The organism is Nocardiopsis sp. MG754419, from assembly GCF_018207095.1.
Lineage (GTDB): Bacteria > Actinomycetota > Actinomycetes > Streptosporangiales > Streptosporangiaceae > Nocardiopsis.
Window position 1 is genome coordinate 1 of the sequence record NZ_QOCZ01000130.1, and the last position, 15,423, is coordinate 15,423.

The window sequence follows — 15,423 nt, forward strand, 5'->3', positions numbered from 1 at the left end:
GTCCCCACCCACCTTGGAACGCCGTTGAACACCGACACGACCGGGACCGCCCGGCCGGGGGGCACCCCGGACATGAACACCCTGGTGGGCACGCACGACCTCCTGCTGCTCACCCTGGACACCCTGCGCCACGACGTGGCGGTCGAGCTCGCCGCCGCCGGACGCACACCCCACCTGGCCCGGCTGCTGCCCGAGGGCGGCTGGGAGCGCCGGCACGCGCCCGCGAGTTTCACCTACGCCTCGCACCTGGCGATGCTCGCCGGTTTCCTGCCCACCCCCGCCGCTCCCGGTCCGCATCCTCGACTGTTCGCGGCGGCCTTCCCCGGAAGCGTCTCCACCGCCCCGGGCACGTGGACCTTCGCCACCGCCGACCTGGCCTCCGGGTTGGCGGCGCGGGGCTACCACACCGCCTGTGTCGGCGGCACGGGGTTCTTCAACCGCCGCTCGGCGTTGGGCACGGTGCTGCCGGACCTGTTCGCCGAGAGCCACTGGGAGGAGTCGTTCGGGGTCGCCGACCCGCGTTCCTTCGAGCACCAGGTGGAACGCGCCGTGGCGATCACCACCGCGATCCCCGCGGAGCAGCCGCTGTTCCTGCTGCTCAACGTGGCCGCCCTGCACCAACCCAACTGGTTCCATCTGCCCGGGGCGACCCGGGACGACGGCGACACCCGGGCCAGCCACGCCGCCGCCCTGGAGTACGTGGACCGGCACCTGCCACCCCTGTTGGCGGCCCTGGCCGCGCGACGCCCGTGCTTCGCGATCGTGTGCTCCGACCACGGCACCGCCTACGGGGAGGACGGTCACACCGGCCACCGGATCGGCCACGACGTGGTGTGGACCGTCCCCTACACCCACGCGATCCTGCCGCGCGGCTACGCGTCCACCACGGACCCCGAGGAGGTGGACGCGTGACCATCGTCCCGAGGACCGAACCCGTGCGCGCGGACTCCCCGTACCGCTCGTACGTGTACGCCTATCCCCACAAGACCGCCTACCGACCGTTCGACGACCGCCCCCGCCTGGCCGACCTGTGGCGCGGCGAGGACGTGGGCGCGCTGTCGCTGTACGCCCACATCCCGTTCTGTGAGATGCGCTGCGGGTTCTGCAACCTGTTCACGCGGTCCACTCCCCCGGCCGCGCAGGTCACCGCCTACCTGGACGCGCTGGAACGCCAGGCCGAGGCGGTCGCCTCCTGTCTGCCCGAGGGCGCCGTGTTCGCCCGCGCGGCCCTGGGCGGTGGCACCCCCACCTATCTCACCGCCGAGGAACTGGTCCGCGTCTACGATCTGCTCGAACGCTCCCTCGGCGTCGATCTCACCGCCCTCCCCATGTCGGTGGAGACCTCGCCGGCGACCGCCACCCCGGACCGGTTGGCGGTGTTGGAGGAACGCGGTGTCACCCGGATCAGCATGGGCGTGCAGAGTTTCCTCGACAGCGAGGCGCACGCCGCCGGACGACCCCAAAAGCGCGCGGAGGTGGACCGGGCGCTGACCGACATCCGCGCGCACACCGGCGCGGGTCTCAACGTCGACCTCATCTACGGCATCGAACGGCAGACCGCGGACACCTGGCGGTACTCCCTCGACACGGCCCTGGAGTGGCGGCCGGAGGAGGTCTACCTGTATCCGCTGTACGTGCGGCCGCTGACCGGTCTGGGCCGACGGGCCCGGGAGTGGGACGACCACCGTCTGGCCCTGTACCGGCAGGGCCGCGACCACCTGCGCGCCCACGGCTACGAGCAGGTGTCCATGCGCATGTTCCGCCGTGCCGGCACCGCCGACGCGACCGTCCCCGACCACAGCTGTCAGACCGACGGGATGGTGGGCCTGGGGTGCGGGGCGCGGTCCTACACGGCGGGCACCCACTACTCGTTCGACTACGCCGTGGGCATCGGCAGGGTGCGCTCCATCATCGAGGACTACGTGGGTCGCGACGCCGCCGACTTCACCCGTGCCGAGGTGGGCTTCCACCTGGACGGGGAGGAACGCCGACGACGCCACGTCCTACAGTCGCTGCTGCGGGCGGAGGGGTTGGACGCGCGGGCCTACCGCGAGCGGTTCGGCGCCCATCCGGTCGCGGACCTGCCCGAGGAGTTCGCCTCCCTGGCCGCGCGCGGGCTGCTGGTGCCCGGGGAGGACGCGGTCGACGCCACGACGATCCGGCTCACCGAGGAGGGGCTGGCCCACTCCGACGCGATCGGACCGGACCTGTTCTCGGGGCCGGTCCGCCGGCTCATGGCCGACTACGAGGCGGGGTGAGTCGTGTCCTCGCACTCCGCGGTACCGCTTCCGGAGCCCTCCGTGGGTCCTCCCACGCCGGCTCCGCTGCCGGCCCACCTGACCCTGCTCTACCGTGGCCCGTTGGCCAGCTGTGACTACGACTGCCCGTACTGTCCGTTCGCCAAGCGCCGGGACTCCCCCGCGACCCTGCGCGTGGACCGGGCCGCCCTGGAGCGTTTCGTCGACTGGGTCGAGGAACGGGCCGAGGTCGACCCCGGCACACGGTTCTCGGTGTTGTTCACGCCCTGGGGCGAGGGGCTGGTCCGTTCCTGGTACCGGCGGGCGATCGTGCGGCTCGGCCGTCTGCCGCACGTGGAACGCGTGGCGATCCAGACCAACCTGAGCGGGCGCCTGGGGTGGCTCGCCGACGCCGACCTCGCCTCGACGGCGCTGTGGACCACCTACCACCCGGGCGAGGTCGCCCACGAGCGGTTCCTGGCCCGGGCGCGTGAGCTCCTCGACCTGGGGGTGCGGTTCAGCGTGGGCGTGGTCGGCGAACCCGAGCACCTGGCGGCGGCCCGGCGGATGCGCGCCGCCCTGCCGGAGGAGGTCTACCTGTGGATCAACGCCGCCGAGGGCCGCACCTACACCGACGCCGAGGCGGCGACGTGGCTGCGGATCGACCCGCACTTCCACTACAGCCGCCTGCCCCATCCCAGCCGCGGCCTGCCCTGTCGTACCGGTGACAGTGTGCTGTCCGTGGACGGCGACGGGAACGTACGGCGCTGTCACTTCGTGGACCAGCCCCTGGGCAACCTGTACGACGGATCCTTCCGCGAGCGCCTCGGCCCCTCCGGATGCCCTCTGACCTGCTGCGACTGCCACATCGGGTACGTCCATCTGGAGTCCCTGGACCTGTACGAGGTGTTCCGGGGCGGGGTGATCGAACGGATCCCGGCCGCCCCGGGCACCTGAGGGAGCCGCGTCGGAGAGAGGGGCCGCCCTGCGGTTACGTCGTCCCCGGGCGACATAATTCATCCCATGGTTCTTCCCCGAGTCATCGCCACCGACCTCGACGGCACCCTCCTCGGCCGGTCGGGAGAGGTCTCCGAACGCAACCGACGAGCACTGATCGACGCCGCCGACGCCGGGGTGCGGGTGGTCATCATCACCGCCCGACCGCCCCGGACCACCGCGGCCATCGCCTCCCTGTTCGACTGCGCCGCGGTGGTCTGCGGCAACGGGGCCCACACACAGGTACCGGGCCGTGATCCGTGGGTGCGCGCGATCGACCGGGAGACGTCCGGGACGCTCGTGGACCGGCTGCGCACCACCCTGCCGGGGGTGGGGTTCGGGGTGGAGACCGGCCTCGGCTTCTACCACGACGTCGACTACCACCTGGAATCGTGGGTGCCCCCGGAGTGGGTGAGCGGGGTCCTGGACGACACCGACGCCCTCCTGGAGGCGGCGAACCCGGTCACCAAACTCATCGCCCGGGCCGAGGGCATGCCGGTGCACCTCATGCACGAGGCGGCGAGCGCGAGCGTCGGCCCCCTGGCCGAGGTGACCTACTCGGGTGCGGCCGGGCTGTTGGAGCTGACCGCGACCGGGGTGAACAAGGGCAGCACGCTGGCCCTGCTCTGCGAGGAGTGGGGTGTGACCGCAGACGAGGTCGTGGCCTTCGGCGACATGCCCAACGACCATTCCTCGCTCACCTGGGCCGGCACCGGCTACGCGATGGAGAACGGACACCCCGAACTGCTCGACCCCGCCCTGGGGCTGCGGGTGGCGCCGTCCAGCTTCGAGGACGGTGTGGGCCGGGTGGTGGAGAAGCTGCTGCGCGACTGACCGGCCGTCGGCCACGGCCCGGGGCGACCTCGGTCGGGAGCACGACGGCGGTCGCCGTCGCCCCGCCCCCGGGCCGGGCCCCGGCCGGATCGTGGTCGAGGCCCACGATCCCCGCTGGCCGCAGGAGTCCCGTGCGCCCGGGGCTCCGGCTCAGGACTCGGAGCCGTCGACCTCTTCGTGGTAGGTGCGCCGGGTGCGTTCGGTGTGCTCGCTCATGAGTCGCCGCGCGCGCTCGGCGTCGCCCGCCTCGATGACGTCGACGAGCTGGTCGTGCTCGTCCCAGGAGGCGGCGCCGCGGCTGCGGGCGACCGGGGCGTAGTACCAGCGGACCCGCCGGTCGACCTGGGCGGCCAGCTCGGCGAGCACCTGGTTGCCGGAGGCCTGGGTGACGGTGCGGTGGAAGTCGGCGTTGGCCTGCACGACCGCGTCGATGTCGTCCTGACGGGTCGCCTCCCGCCCGGTGGTGGCCAGGTCGCGCAGGGCCCTCACCTGGCCGGGGGTGGCGTGATCGGCGGCGAGCCGGGCGGACTCGGCCTCCAGGAGCGCCCGGACCGCCAGCAGCTGGTCCGCCTCGCTCTCGGTGGGTGTGTGCACGAACGCCCCGTAGCCGGGCCGCAGGTCCACCCACCCCTCGTTGCTCAGTCGCTGCATGGCCTCGCGAACGGGCTGCCGCGACACGCCCAGCGTCTGGGCCAGCTCGGTCTCGACCAGGTGCTGCCCGGGCGAGAGCGCGCGGGTGGTGATGAGGTCGAGGATGGTCTCGTAGACCGCTTCGCGCAACGGAACCGGACGCTGGATCCGTCCCGCGACGGCGTTCAATCCCTGCGAGGACATGAGGGGTCTCCAGAATCCGAGGACATGGTCACTGTAGACAGTGTACGAAGCCCGTCGGGTGGGCGGGTCATGTGGGCACCTCGACGAGTTCGACGCGTTCGGGCACGGGAGCGGACCCGTCGGCCTCGTCGACCGGCGGAATCACCGCCAGGGCGTCCGCGACGGCGACCGCCCGGAGGTCGGCGGAACCGGCCGTGGGCAGTTCGACCGCCATGTCGTGGCCGACCCGCACCGGGACCAGGCGCGTGTCGGTCCGGTGCGACCAGGTGGTGCCCGCGAAGAGGACGCGTCTCCCCCGGTGGGCCGGGTCGGGCCGGCCGGCCCGACCGCACAACAGCGGGACGAGCAGGGTCAGCGCGGCGACCAGCGCGGCGCCCGGGTTGCCCGGCAGTCCCACGACCACGGTGCCCGAAGGGAGCACGGCGAGCACCTGGGGGTGGCCGGGCCGACAGGCCACCCCGTCGACGGCCACCCGTGCGCCGAGACCGGTCAGCACCGACCTGAGGTGGTCGGCCGGCCCCGCGGAGGAGGAACCGCACACCGCCACGACGTCCTCGGCGACCCTCGACAGCGCCCGCGCCAGGTCATCGCGCCCGTCCGCGACCGGACGCCCGGGCGCGCAGACCCCACCGACCCGGGAGACGACTCCGGGCAGCATGGGACCGATCGCGTCGCGCACCGTTCCGGGGCGCGGTGTGCCCGCGCGCACGACCTCGTCACCGGTGACGAGAACACCGACCCGGGGCCGCAGGACCGGCAGTGTGTCCCTGCCCAGGCTCGCGGCGAGGCCGAGGAGCGCCGGCGTGACGGGCGCACCGGCCCGCGCGGCCACCGATCCCACGGCCGTGGTCTCCCCCCGTCGACGCACGTGCCGCCCGGTTGCGATCCGGCCGCTCAGCACGCCCGAGGACAGGGTGGCGTGCTCGTGCGGAAGGACGGCCCCGGTCCCGCTCGGGACGACCGCGCCCGTGGCCGTCCCCACGGCCTCCCCGGCCCGGAGCCGGGCGACCGGCGTCGGGTGCCCGGCGGTCGATCGCCCCCGGAGGATCCAGGGGCCCGTACCGGACACCGCGTAGCCGTCCATGGCGGCGCTGTCGAGCGCCGGAACGTCGATCGGCGAGACGAGGTCGGCCCCGAGCGTGGCACCGAGGGCGTCGGCCAGGGACGCCTCGGTGACGGCCGGCCGACCCTCCTCACCCACCGCACGCGCCACCTCCCGGGCCCCGACCCAGGACAGGGGGGCGGAGGCGTGGGGCCGGGCACGAAGAAGCGGAGAACTTTCCGAAGCACCCGAGTCGGGCATTCCTTCTCTCCCTACCGTGGTGTGGGGGACGACACCCTTGGAGCATACTGTATACAGTATGTGATTTGGAAGGAGTCCTTCATGCGCATCGCCGTTCTCGGAGCCGGGGCCATCGGCGCCTACGCGGGCGCCGCACTGCATCGTGGCGGAGCCGACGTCCACCTCATCGCACGCGGGGCCCACCTGGACGCCCTGCGCGCGCGGGGGGTCCGCGTCCTCAGCCCCCGGGGCGACTTCACCGCGCACCCGCACGCCACGGACGACCCGTCCGAGGTGGGACCGGTCGACGCCGTCCTCCTCTGCCTCAAGGCCCAACAGTACGCCGGGTGCGCCCCGTTGCTGCACCCGCTGCTCGGCCCCTCGACCGCCGTGGTGGCCGCGCAGAACGGCATTCCGTGGTGGTACTTCCACGGGGTCGAGGGACCCCTGACGGGCCACCGGATCGAGAGCGTGGACCCGGGCGGCGCCGTCGGCCGGGCCATCCCCGTCGAACGCGCGGTGGGCTGTGTGGTCTACGCGGCCACCGAGATCGTCGAGCCCGGCGTCGTCCGGCACATCGAGGGGACCCGGTTCTCCCTCGGGGAACCGGACGGCTCGGACTCCCGGCGCTGCCGCGACCTGGCCGCGGCGATGCGGGCCGGCGGACTCAAGTGCCCGGTCGAACCCGATCTGCGGGTGGACATCTGGGTGAAGCTCATGGGCAACATCGTCTTCAACCCGCTGAGCGCGTTGACCCGGTCGACCATGGCACAGATCTGCCGCCACCGCTCGACCCGGGACCTGGCCCGCACGATGATGGAGGAGACCCTGGACGTGGCCGCCCGCCTGGGCGTCCACCCCGAGGTCTCCGTCGAGCGCCGCCTCGCGGGCGCGGAGCGTACCGGCGACCACCGGACCTCCACCCTCCACGACCTCGAACGGGGGCGCCCGATGGAACTGGACGTCATCCTGTCCGCGGTGGTGGAGCTGGCCGACCTGACCGGGGCGCCCGTCCCCACACTGCGCGCGGTCGACGCCGTGGCCGGCCTGCTGAACGCGAGGATGAGCGCGCCGACCAGCGCCCCGGGCACGGCCTCCCGGCGCGCATCCGTGCCCACCTGAACCATTGCCCTCGCGGCCCGTCATTGTATACAGTATTCGACTTGAGGTGCGTGCGCACCGTCGGAGCCCACCCACGATCCCCACCGAGGCCACGACCGCCAAGCGAGGCCACATGCGATCTGACGACTTCTCCGCCCCCTACGACCGACTCACCCGACCACTGGTGCGCGAGGACGGCGTACTGCGCCCGGCCTCCTGGGACGAGGCGCTCGAACGCGCCGCCCGCGGGTTCCGCCGCGGCGTCGAGCGCCACGGGCCGAACTCCTTCGGCCTCCTCTCCTGCGCCAGGGCCACCAACGAGATGAACTTCATGGCGCAGAAGTTCGCCCGCGTCGTGGTCGGGACCAACAACGTCGACTCCTGCAACCGGACCTGCCACGCCCCCAGCGTCGCCGGCCTCGCGGCCGCCTTCGGCTCCGGCGGCGGCACCTCCTCCTACGCCGAGATCGAGGACACCGACCTCATCGTGATCTGGGGCGGCAACCCGCGCTTCGCCCACCCGATCTTCTTCCAGCACGTGCTCAAGGGCGTGCGCAACGGCGCCCGCCTCGTGGTCGTGGACCCCCGACGCACCCCGACCGCGGAGTGGGCCGACCGCTGGCTGGGGCTCAACGTGGGCACCGACATCCCCCTGGCCCACGCCATCGGTCGGGAGATCCTGGACGCGGGCCTGGCCAACACGACCTTCATCGAACGCGCCACCACCGGCCTCGACGAGTACCGCGCGCTGGTCGACCCCTGGACGCTCTCCGCGGCCGAGGCCGAGACCGGGGTGCCGGCCGAGGCCATCCGCGAACTCGCGCACGCCTACGCCCGGGCCGAACGCGCCCAGCTCTGCTGGACCCTCGGCATCACCGAACACCACAACGCCACGGACAACGTGCGGTCCCTGATCAACCTGTCGCTGCTGACCGGGCACGTCGGACGGCACGGTTCGGGCCTCAACCCCCTGCGCGGCCAGAACAACGTGCAGGGCGGCGGCGACATGGGCGCCATCCCCGACCGGCTGGCCGGGTTCCAGGACATCCTGGACGCGCGGGTGCGCGCACCCTTCGAACGCGCCTGGGGGCGCCCCATCCAGGGGCGCAAGGGACTCAACCTGACCCAGATGTTCGAGGCGATGGAGGAGGGGGAGCTCAAGACGCTGTACGTGATCGGCGAGAACCCCGTCCAGTCCGAGCCGGAGACGCACAAGACCACGAGCCGGCTGCGCGCGCTCGACCACCTGGTCGTCCAGGACATCTTCCTGACCCGGACCGCGGAGTTCGCGGACGTGGTGCTCCCGGCGAGCGCGGCCTGGTGCGAATCGGACGGCACCTTCACCAACAGCGAGCGCCGGGTCCAGCTGGTCCGCAAGGCGCTGGAGCCGCCGGAGGGGGCCAGGGACGACATCGAGATCATGTGCGACCTCGCCTCCCGGCTCGGACACGCGTGGGAACGCCCCACGGCCGAGGACATCTGGGACGAGGTGCGCTCGCTCTCCCCCATGCACCGGGGCATGAGCTACACGCGTCTGGCCGAACTCCAGGGCATCCAGTGGCCGTGCTACTCGGAGGACACGCTGGAGCCGAGCTACCTGCACTCGCGGCTGTGGTCGAAGGACCCGGAGGAGCGGGGCGCGCCCGCGCCGTTCGGGATCGTGGGGCACTCGCCGCCGGTGGACCTCCTGGACGAGCACTACCCGTTCCGGCTCACGACCGGCCGCCGACTGGACGACTACAACACCGGCGTGCAGACCCGGGGCTTCTCCTCCCCGATGCGGCGGGGCGAGCTGTTGGACCTGTCACCGGAGGACGCGGCCAAACTCGGGATCGGCGACGGTGAGACCGTGCGCGTGGTCTCGCGCCGCGGCTCGGTACTGGTGCCCGCGTCCATCACCGAGTCCATGCGTCCGGGGCTGGTCTTCATGACGTTCCACTTCCCCGACCAGGTGGACACCCAGACGCTGACCATCGACGCGACCGACCCCATCGCGGGGACCGCCGAGTACAAGGCGGCGGCCGTTCGGATCGAGCGCGTGGCCGCGGAGCCCGAGGACGCACACCGAAAGGACGGGACACCGGCCGCCGAGGCGACCACGGGCGGCTGAGGGCCGTGTCCACGACCGAGGAGGACGGCGACGACCCGCCCCGTGAGCCACACGGCGTCGGGGTGGGTCGTCCCCCAGCCCTTGGTCGAGACGACCCACCTCGGGACGCGACCACCCCCGCGGGGCGGCTCGGTCGTGCCCTCCGGACCACACCCCCGAAGGGACCGAATTCCATCGGTCGACGAGGGTTGTCAATCCGGAACCCCCATCTTACTGTCTCCTGTATACAGAATCCTGTGATCTGTCTTACATGCGATTGAGGTGATCAGGGCGTGGATCTGCGACTGCTGGACGAGGCACCCACCATCGCCGAACGCGATGCCGTCGACTCCTTCCTGGGGGAGCCCGAATCCGGCTGGGACGGCGGGACCCGCCAGGACTCCCACCTGCGCTATGCCAGGGGCGGCCACGCCGCCCGCGATCGGCGGGACCTGCTCCTGCCCGCGCTGCACGCGGTCAACGACCGTGTGGGCTGGATCAGCCGAGGCGCGCTCAACCACATCTGCCGACGCCTGACCATCCCCCCGGCGGAGGCCTACGCCGTCGCCTCCTTCTACGCGATGTTCGCCCTGCACGAGCGGCCCCGTCGGGTCGTGCACCTGTGCACCGACATCGCGTGCGCGGCGGCGGGCGCGGGGCGCCTGCGCGATCGGCTCAACGAACGGCTGGGCGCCGCCGGATCCTCGGACGCCGGCACCACCTGGCACGAGAGCCCGTGCCTGGGTCTGTGCGAACGGGCGCCCGCGGCCCTGGCGCTCCAGGCGGACGCACCGGCACGGTACGCCGTGGCCGCGCCCGCCACCCCCCGTGCACTGGACGCCCTCACCGAGAGCCCGGCGGACGACGACACGACCTCCGGATCGACCAACGGACACGGCCCCCGGAACGGCCTCACCTTCCACGACCGGCCGCTCCCCGGCGCGTCCGCGGAACCGGACCCCGCCACCGCGATCCCGGACGCGGGCTCGCCCGACCACGTCCTCCTCCGCAGAATCGGCCGGATCGACCCCCTCAGCCTCGACGACTACCGTGCCGCGGGCGGTTACGCGGCACTGCGCGAAGCCCTCAGACTCGGACCCGCGGGGGTCATCCGGGAGGTGACCGACTCCGGTCTGGTCGGCCGCGGCGGCGCGGCCTTCCCCACCGGCCGCAAGTGGAACGCCACCGCCCAACAGCCGGTCACCCCCCACTACCTGGTGTGCAACGCCGACGAGAGCGAACCCGGCACCTTCAAGGACCGCGTGCTGATGGAAGGGGACCCCTTCGCCGTCGTCGAGGCCATGACCATCGCCGGGTACGCGATCGGCGCGCGCACCGGCTACCTCTACATCCGCGGTGAGTACCCGCGGGCGCTGACCCACCTGGAGAACGCCCTGGTCCAGGCCCGGGAGCGCGGGCTGCTGGGACCCGACGTCATGGGGGCCGGGTTCGCCTTCGACATCGAGATCCGGCGGGGCGCGGGCGCCTACATCTGCGGTGAGGAGACCGCGATCTTCGGGTCCATCGAGGGTCTGCGGGGCGAGCCCCGCAGCAAACCGCCCTTCCCCGTCGAGAAGGGGCTCTTCGGCAGGCCCACCGCGGTGAACAACGTGGAGACCCTGGTCAACGTGCTGCCCGTCCTGCTGATGGGCGGACCCGCCTACGCCGCGCAGGGCACGGAGGGGTCGACCGGGACCAAGCTGTTCTGCCTGTCCGGGGGCGTCCGACGCCCCGGTCTGTACGAGATGCCCTTCGGCGCCACCCTGGGCGACCTCGTCGAGGCCGCGGGAGGGATGCCGGAGGGGCGTTCGATCCGTGCCGTGCTGCTCGGCGGGGCCGCGGGGACCTTCGTGCGCGGCGACGAACTCGACATCCCCCTCACCTTCGAGGGGGCGCGGGCCTCGGGCACCTCCCTGGGCTCGGGCGTCGTCCTGGTCCTGGACGACACCGCCGACCTGATCGCGACGCTCGTGCGGGTGGCCGCCTTCTTCCGGGACGAGTCCTGCGGTCAGTGCGTCCCCTGCCGGGTCGGCACCGTACGCCAGGAGGAGGCCCTGGTGCGGCTACGCTCCGGCGCCTCCCCCGAACGGGAGCTCCCACTGCTGCGCGAGGTCGGTCAGGCCATGCGCGACGCCTCGATCTGCGGGTTGGGACAGACCGCCTGGAACGCCGTGGAGTCGGCCGTCGACCGGCTCGGACTGTTCACCGACAGCACCACCACCGCCCCGGACGCGCGGGCGACGACCGAGGAGGCCCGATGACCGAACCCGTACTCCTTCCGACCCCCCGACGGCTGATCGACGCGACCATCGACGGACGGAACGTCCGTGTTCCGGAGGGCACCACCGTCCTGGAGGCCTGCTCCGAGCAGGGGACCGAGATCCCGACGCTGTGCTACGGCGACACGCTCACGCCGCGCAACGCGTGCCGAGTGTGCGTGGTGGAGGTGGAGGGGGCGCGCACCCTCGCGCCCGCCTGCTCGCGCAGGCTGGAACCGGGCATGAGCGTGGCCACCGACTCCGAGCGGGTCCGGCACGGCAGGAAGCTGGTGCTGGAGCTGCTCGGATCGTCCGTGGACCTGTCCACCACCCCCGGGGTCGCGGCCTGGATGGAGCGTTACGGCGCCGAGCCGGAGAGGTTCGGGCCCCGGGCCGCCCCGGCCGCGATGGGGGTTCGCGACGCCCGGCGGGCCGGTGAACACCACCCCGGCGACGGCACGACCGCGGAGACCGTCGAGCAACCGCCCAAGGTGGACAACGAGCTCTACGTGCGCGACTACTCCAAGTGCATCACCTGCTACAAGTGCGTCGACGCCTGTGGCGACCAATGGCAGAACACCTTCGCCATCGGTGTGGCCGGGCGCGGTTTCGACGCCCGCATCTCCACCGAGCACGACGTGGCCCTCCCCGACTCCGCGTGTGTGTACTGCGGCAACTGCGTGGAGGTGTGCCCGACCGGTGCGCTGTCGTTCACCACGGAGTTCGAGATGCGCCGTGCCGGTACCTGGAAGGAGGAAGAGCAGACACAGACGACGACGGTGTGCACCTACTGCGGGGTCGGGTGCAACGTCACCCTCCACGTCCAGGAGAACGAGATCGTCAAGGTGACGTCGCCGCACGACAACCCGGTGACGCACGGGAACCTGTGCATCAAGGGCCGGTTCGGCTTCCAGCACGTACAGCGGCGCGGGAACGATTGAGCGCCTCCCACCCCTCGACAGGGGGTGGTGGGAGGAGTAAACCGATAAGGGCGGTGAGACGCCGGAAGGTGGTGTTGCGGATGGGACGGGTCACGGTCCGACAGAGGATCCTCCGGATCAGGGAGGGCCACGAGGGCGAACGCGTGGACACGCTCGTGGTCGAGGAACCGCTGGAGATCAGGCTCGACGGCGACCCCCTGAGCGTCACCATGCGCACCCCCGGGAACGACTTCGACCTGGCCACCGGGTTCCTGGTCGGTGAAGGGGTCGTGACCACCGAGCCGCAGGTCACCGCGGTGCGCTACTGCGCCGGGGCGACCGCGGACGGGTCGAACACCTACAACGTCCTCGACGTCACCCTGGCCCCGGGTGTGTCCCGTCCGGACGTCTCACTGGAGCGCAACTTCTACACGTCGTCCTCCTGTGGTCTGTGCGGGAAGGCGAGTCTGGACGCCGTCCGCACCAAGGCCCACTGGCCCGTGCACGACGACGGACCACGGATCGACGTGGACACCCTGACCGCGCTGCCCGACCGGCTGCGCGAGGCCCAACGGGTGTTCGACCGCACCGGCGGCCTGCACGCCGCCGGACTCTTCACCCCGGAGGGCGAACTGCTGGCCCTCCGGGAGGACGTGGGCCGGCACAACGCGGTGGACAAACTGGTGGGCTGGGCGCTGCGCTCCGGCCGACTGCCGCTGCGCGAGACGGTGCTGATGGTCTCGGGACGCGCCTCCTTCGAGCTGGTTCAGAAGGCGTGGATGGCCGGGATCCCGATGATGGCGGCCGTCTCGGCGCCCTCGTCGCTCGCCGTCGACCTGGCCACGGAGGCCGGCATCACCCTGGTCGGGTTCCTGCGTGGCAGCTCCATGAACGTCTACGCCGGAAGGCATCGCATCCTCTTGGAGAAAGCGCTGACGACGCTTTCGGCGGCCCCAGGTGACATGCGTCTTCCGGACCGGTAGACGCGGACCTGGTTGGCGCGTTCCAGCCCCCCGCACCAACCAGGTCCGATACCGGACCCCACCCTCTCGGCGGTACCGCACCGTCGAGCGCGGACGAGGTGGCCCGAGGGACGCGGTCCCTCGGGCCACCTCGTCGTGTCCGGTGCTACACGCGGCCCTCGGGCCTCAGGGTGTACTGCGGGAAGTTGCCGGGCAGGCGCTCGCCCGCGGGCCCGCGGGTGACCGCGTGCACGAGGAGCTCGCCGCCGACGAAGGCGCCCCGCCAGGAGTCGCCCCACCCGCCGAACAGTTCGTCGCGGTCGCCGCGCGAACGCGGCCGGTTGATCCCGACCTTGAAGGCGCGCACGCCTCCGGCGAGGCGGGCCGCGGTGTCGGTGTCGTCGCACGAGAGGGTGGCGACCAGGGAACCGTTGGCCGCGTTCATCGCGGCCAGCAGTTCGGCCTCGGTGTCCACCAGCACGATCGAGTCGATCGGCCCGAAGGGCTCGGCGTGGAACAACGGTGAGGAGCGCGGCGGCTCCAGAAGGGCCACCGGAGGCACGTAGGCCTCGGTGTCCTGGTCGGGCAGCAACAGCGCGTCGGACAGGGACCCCCGGTACAGCGGTATCGCCCCGCCGGCGACGGCGGCGGCCACCCGGTCGGTGAGCTCCTTGGCCTTGGCCGCGTTGATCACCGGACCGAAGTCGAGCTCGGGGAGCGCGTCCTCGGGGTGTGCGACGGCGAGTGGATGTCCGAAGCGCACCGACCGGATCGCGGCCAGGTAGGTCTGGAGGAAGGCGTCGAAGCGGGACCTCTGGACGACGAACCGCGGGTAGGCGGTGCAGCGCTGCTTGGCGTAGTCGAAGGTCTTCCGGATCTGGCCGCCGAGGGTGCCCCAGTCGTCGTACTCCCACACGCCCCAGCAGTTCAGCCCCTCCTGTTCCAGCACGTGCGGCCGTCCCAGGTCGGCCAGGTCCGCGGCGACCCGTCCTCCGGCGTCGCGTCCGCCGACGAAGGAGACGCAGCCGATCTCCGCGCCTCGGACCAGCGCCGGGGACAGCTCCGCGCCACCGCCGCCGACCAGGGTGAACGGCAGGCCCTCTCGGACCGCGAGCGCGACCGCGAGGGTGAGGCAGACCAGGCCGCCGTCCGTGGGCGTCTTGGCGATCACCCCGTTGCCCGCCAGGGCCTGGACGCACATCGCGTGCGCCAGCACGCTCATCGGATAGTTCCAGCTCGCGATGTTGCTGACGGGACCGTCCAGCGGCGGCCGCTCCACCAGCATCCGGTCGATCTCCTCCAGGTACCACTCCACCCCGGAGATCGCCCGGTCCACGTCCTGACGGGCCGAGCGCCAGGGCTTGCCGATCTCCCAGACCAGCGCGAGGGCCAGGGTGTCCCGGTGTTCGCTCCAGGCCCGGACGGCGGCACGCACCCGTTCGCGGCGGTCGTCCAGGGGGAGACGGGACCACGCGCGGTGGTCGTCGACGGCGGCGGCCACCGCGCGCTCCGCGGTGGCGCCGTCGAGCAGGGGCGGGCCGATGATCTCGGAACCGTCCACCGGGGAGTGGGCCGGGCGGGGTGCGCCGTCCGCGCGCCACCGCCCGCCCCAGTGGTTGTGGACCCGGTCGGCGCCGAAGGCCTCGGGGGCGATCGTGCGACACCGGGTGTAGAGGGTGGTCCAGTCGGTCCCGGGTTTGAGCATCCGCTCCGTCATGGTCTCGTGGGCGCCATGGGGACGCCCTCCTCCTCTCGGTCCTCGACCTCGGCCACGAGGGCCCGGACGATCTCCGCCGCCGCACTGGGGGTCCTGCCGACCTTGACGCCGGCGGCCTCCAGGGCCTCCTTCTTGGCGGCGGCCGTGCCGGAGGAGCCGGAGACGATGGCGCCGGCGTGGCCCATGGTCTTGC

Annotated in this window: 12 protein-coding genes and 1 pseudogene; 9 read left to right on the forward strand and 4 right to left on the reverse strand. The window is 72.4% G+C overall.

Annotated elements, in window-relative coordinates; translation table 11 throughout:
• Positions 1-72: 72 nt before the first annotated feature.
• From DSY14_RS21215 to DSY14_RS21230, 4 genes are all read left to right on the forward strand, one after another.
• Positions 73-912, forward strand: a complete 840-nt coding sequence (locus tag DSY14_RS21215; protein ID WP_211718374.1) for an STM4013/SEN3800 family hydrolase — start codon at positions 73-75, stop codon at positions 910-912.
• Positions 909-2,258, forward strand: a complete 1,350-nt coding sequence (locus DSY14_RS21220; RefSeq protein WP_211718364.1) for an STM4012 family radical SAM protein — start codon at positions 909-911, stop codon at positions 2,256-2,258. Before DSY14_RS21215 ends, DSY14_RS21220 begins: the two co-directional genes overlap by 4 nt.
• A gap of 42 nt (positions 2,259-2,300) precedes the next feature.
• A complete protein-coding gene (locus tag DSY14_RS21225; RefSeq protein WP_307851292.1) occupies positions 2,301-3,194 on the forward strand; it encodes an STM4011 family radical SAM protein in 894 nt (297 codons plus the stop codon).
• A 66-nt stretch (positions 3,195-3,260) separates the two neighbouring features.
• Positions 3,261-4,067: an HAD family hydrolase gene (locus DSY14_RS21230; RefSeq protein ID WP_211718366.1), complete on the forward strand. Its 807-nt coding sequence runs from the start codon at positions 3,261-3,263 to the stop codon at positions 4,065-4,067.
• Between the two features lie 150 nt (positions 4,068-4,217).
• Here DSY14_RS21230 and DSY14_RS21235 read toward each other — a convergent pair whose 3' ends face one another.
• Both DSY14_RS21235 and DSY14_RS21240 read right to left on the reverse strand, forming a co-directional pair.
• Complete coding sequence (locus tag DSY14_RS21235; protein WP_211718367.1) at positions 4,218-4,901, reverse strand: GntR family transcriptional regulator; 684 nt, start codon at positions 4,899-4,901, stop codon at positions 4,218-4,220.
• A gap of 67 nt (positions 4,902-4,968) precedes the next feature.
• Positions 4,969-6,204, reverse strand: a complete 1,236-nt coding sequence (locus tag DSY14_RS21240; protein WP_211718368.1) for a molybdopterin molybdotransferase MoeA — start codon at positions 6,202-6,204, stop codon at positions 4,969-4,971.
• 81 nt (positions 6,205-6,285) lie between these two features.
• Between DSY14_RS21240 and DSY14_RS21245 the strand changes: the two genes are divergently transcribed.
• The 5 genes from DSY14_RS21245 to fdhD all read left to right on the forward strand — a co-directional run bounded on the left by DSY14_RS21245 (position 6,286) and on the right by fdhD (position 13,534).
• Positions 6,286-7,305, forward strand: coding sequence for a 2-dehydropantoate 2-reductase (locus DSY14_RS21245; RefSeq protein ID WP_211718369.1), 1,020 nt, complete (start codon positions 6,286-6,288; stop codon positions 7,303-7,305).
• A gap of 112 nt (positions 7,306-7,417) precedes the next feature.
• Positions 7,418-9,394: a molybdopterin oxidoreductase family protein gene (locus DSY14_RS21250; RefSeq protein WP_249188226.1), complete on the forward strand. Its 1,977-nt coding sequence runs from the start codon at positions 7,418-7,420 to the stop codon at positions 9,392-9,394.
• A 272-nt stretch (positions 9,395-9,666) separates the two neighbouring features.
• Positions 9,667-11,634: an NAD(P)H-dependent oxidoreductase subunit E gene (locus DSY14_RS21255; protein ID WP_211718370.1), complete on the forward strand. Its 1,968-nt coding sequence runs from the start codon at positions 9,667-9,669 to the stop codon at positions 11,632-11,634.
• Positions 11,631-12,572 carry a 2Fe-2S iron-sulfur cluster-binding protein gene (locus DSY14_RS21260; protein WP_211718371.1) on the forward strand — a complete coding sequence of 314 codons (942 nt, stop codon included), beginning with the start codon at positions 11,631-11,633 and terminating at the stop codon, positions 12,570-12,572. The genes DSY14_RS21255 and DSY14_RS21260 overlap by 4 nt, the downstream gene beginning before the upstream one ends.
• A gap of 80 nt (positions 12,573-12,652) precedes the next feature.
• Positions 12,653-13,534, forward strand: coding sequence for a formate dehydrogenase accessory sulfurtransferase FdhD (gene fdhD, locus DSY14_RS21265; RefSeq protein ID WP_211718372.1), 882 nt, complete (start codon positions 12,653-12,655; stop codon positions 13,532-13,534).
• 145 nt (positions 13,535-13,679) lie between these two features.
• Here the strand turns inward: fdhD and DSY14_RS21270 are convergent, their stop codons facing one another.
• Together DSY14_RS21270 and DSY14_RS21275 are read right to left on the reverse strand one after the other, a co-directional pair.
• Positions 13,680-15,230: an aldehyde dehydrogenase family protein gene (locus DSY14_RS21270; protein WP_211718373.1), complete on the reverse strand. Its 1,551-nt coding sequence runs from the start codon at positions 15,228-15,230 to the stop codon at positions 13,680-13,682.
• Positions 15,227-15,423: pseudogene (locus DSY14_RS21275) on the reverse strand (succinate--CoA ligase subunit alpha); the annotation flags it as partial. The gene DSY14_RS21270 and the pseudogene DSY14_RS21275, both read right to left, overlap by 4 nt.

What these genes read in the sequence shown, in the direction of transcription:
- DSY14_RS21215 (WP_211718374.1), top strand. Translation starts at nt 73, where the DNA reads ATGAACACCCTGGTGGGCACGCACGACCTCCTGCTGCTCACCCTGGAC.
- DSY14_RS21230 (WP_211718366.1), top strand. Translation starts at nt 3,261, where the DNA reads ATGGTTCTTCCCCGAGTCATCGCCACCGACCTCGACGGCACCCTCCTC.
- DSY14_RS21235 (WP_211718367.1), bottom strand. Translation starts at nt 4,901, where the DNA reads ATGTCCTCGCAGGGATTGAACGCCGTCGCGGGACGGATCCAGCGTCCG.
- DSY14_RS21240 (WP_211718368.1), bottom strand. Translation starts at nt 6,204, where the DNA reads ATGCCCGACTCGGGTGCTTCGGAAAGTTCTCCGCTTCTTCGTGCCCGG.
- DSY14_RS21245 (WP_211718369.1), top strand. Translation starts at nt 6,286, where the DNA reads ATGCGCATCGCCGTTCTCGGAGCCGGGGCCATCGGCGCCTACGCGGGC.
- DSY14_RS21250 (WP_249188226.1), top strand. Translation starts at nt 7,418, where the DNA reads ATGCGATCTGACGACTTCTCCGCCCCCTACGACCGACTCACCCGACCA.
- DSY14_RS21260 (WP_211718371.1), top strand. Translation starts at nt 11,631, where the DNA reads ATGACCGAACCCGTACTCCTTCCGACCCCCCGACGGCTGATCGACGCG.
- fdhD (WP_211718372.1), top strand. Translation starts at nt 12,653, where the DNA reads ATGGGACGGGTCACGGTCCGACAGAGGATCCTCCGGATCAGGGAGGGC.
- DSY14_RS21270 (WP_211718373.1), bottom strand. Translation starts at nt 15,230, where the DNA reads ATGACGGAGCGGATGCTCAAACCCGGGACCGACTGGACCACCCTCTAC.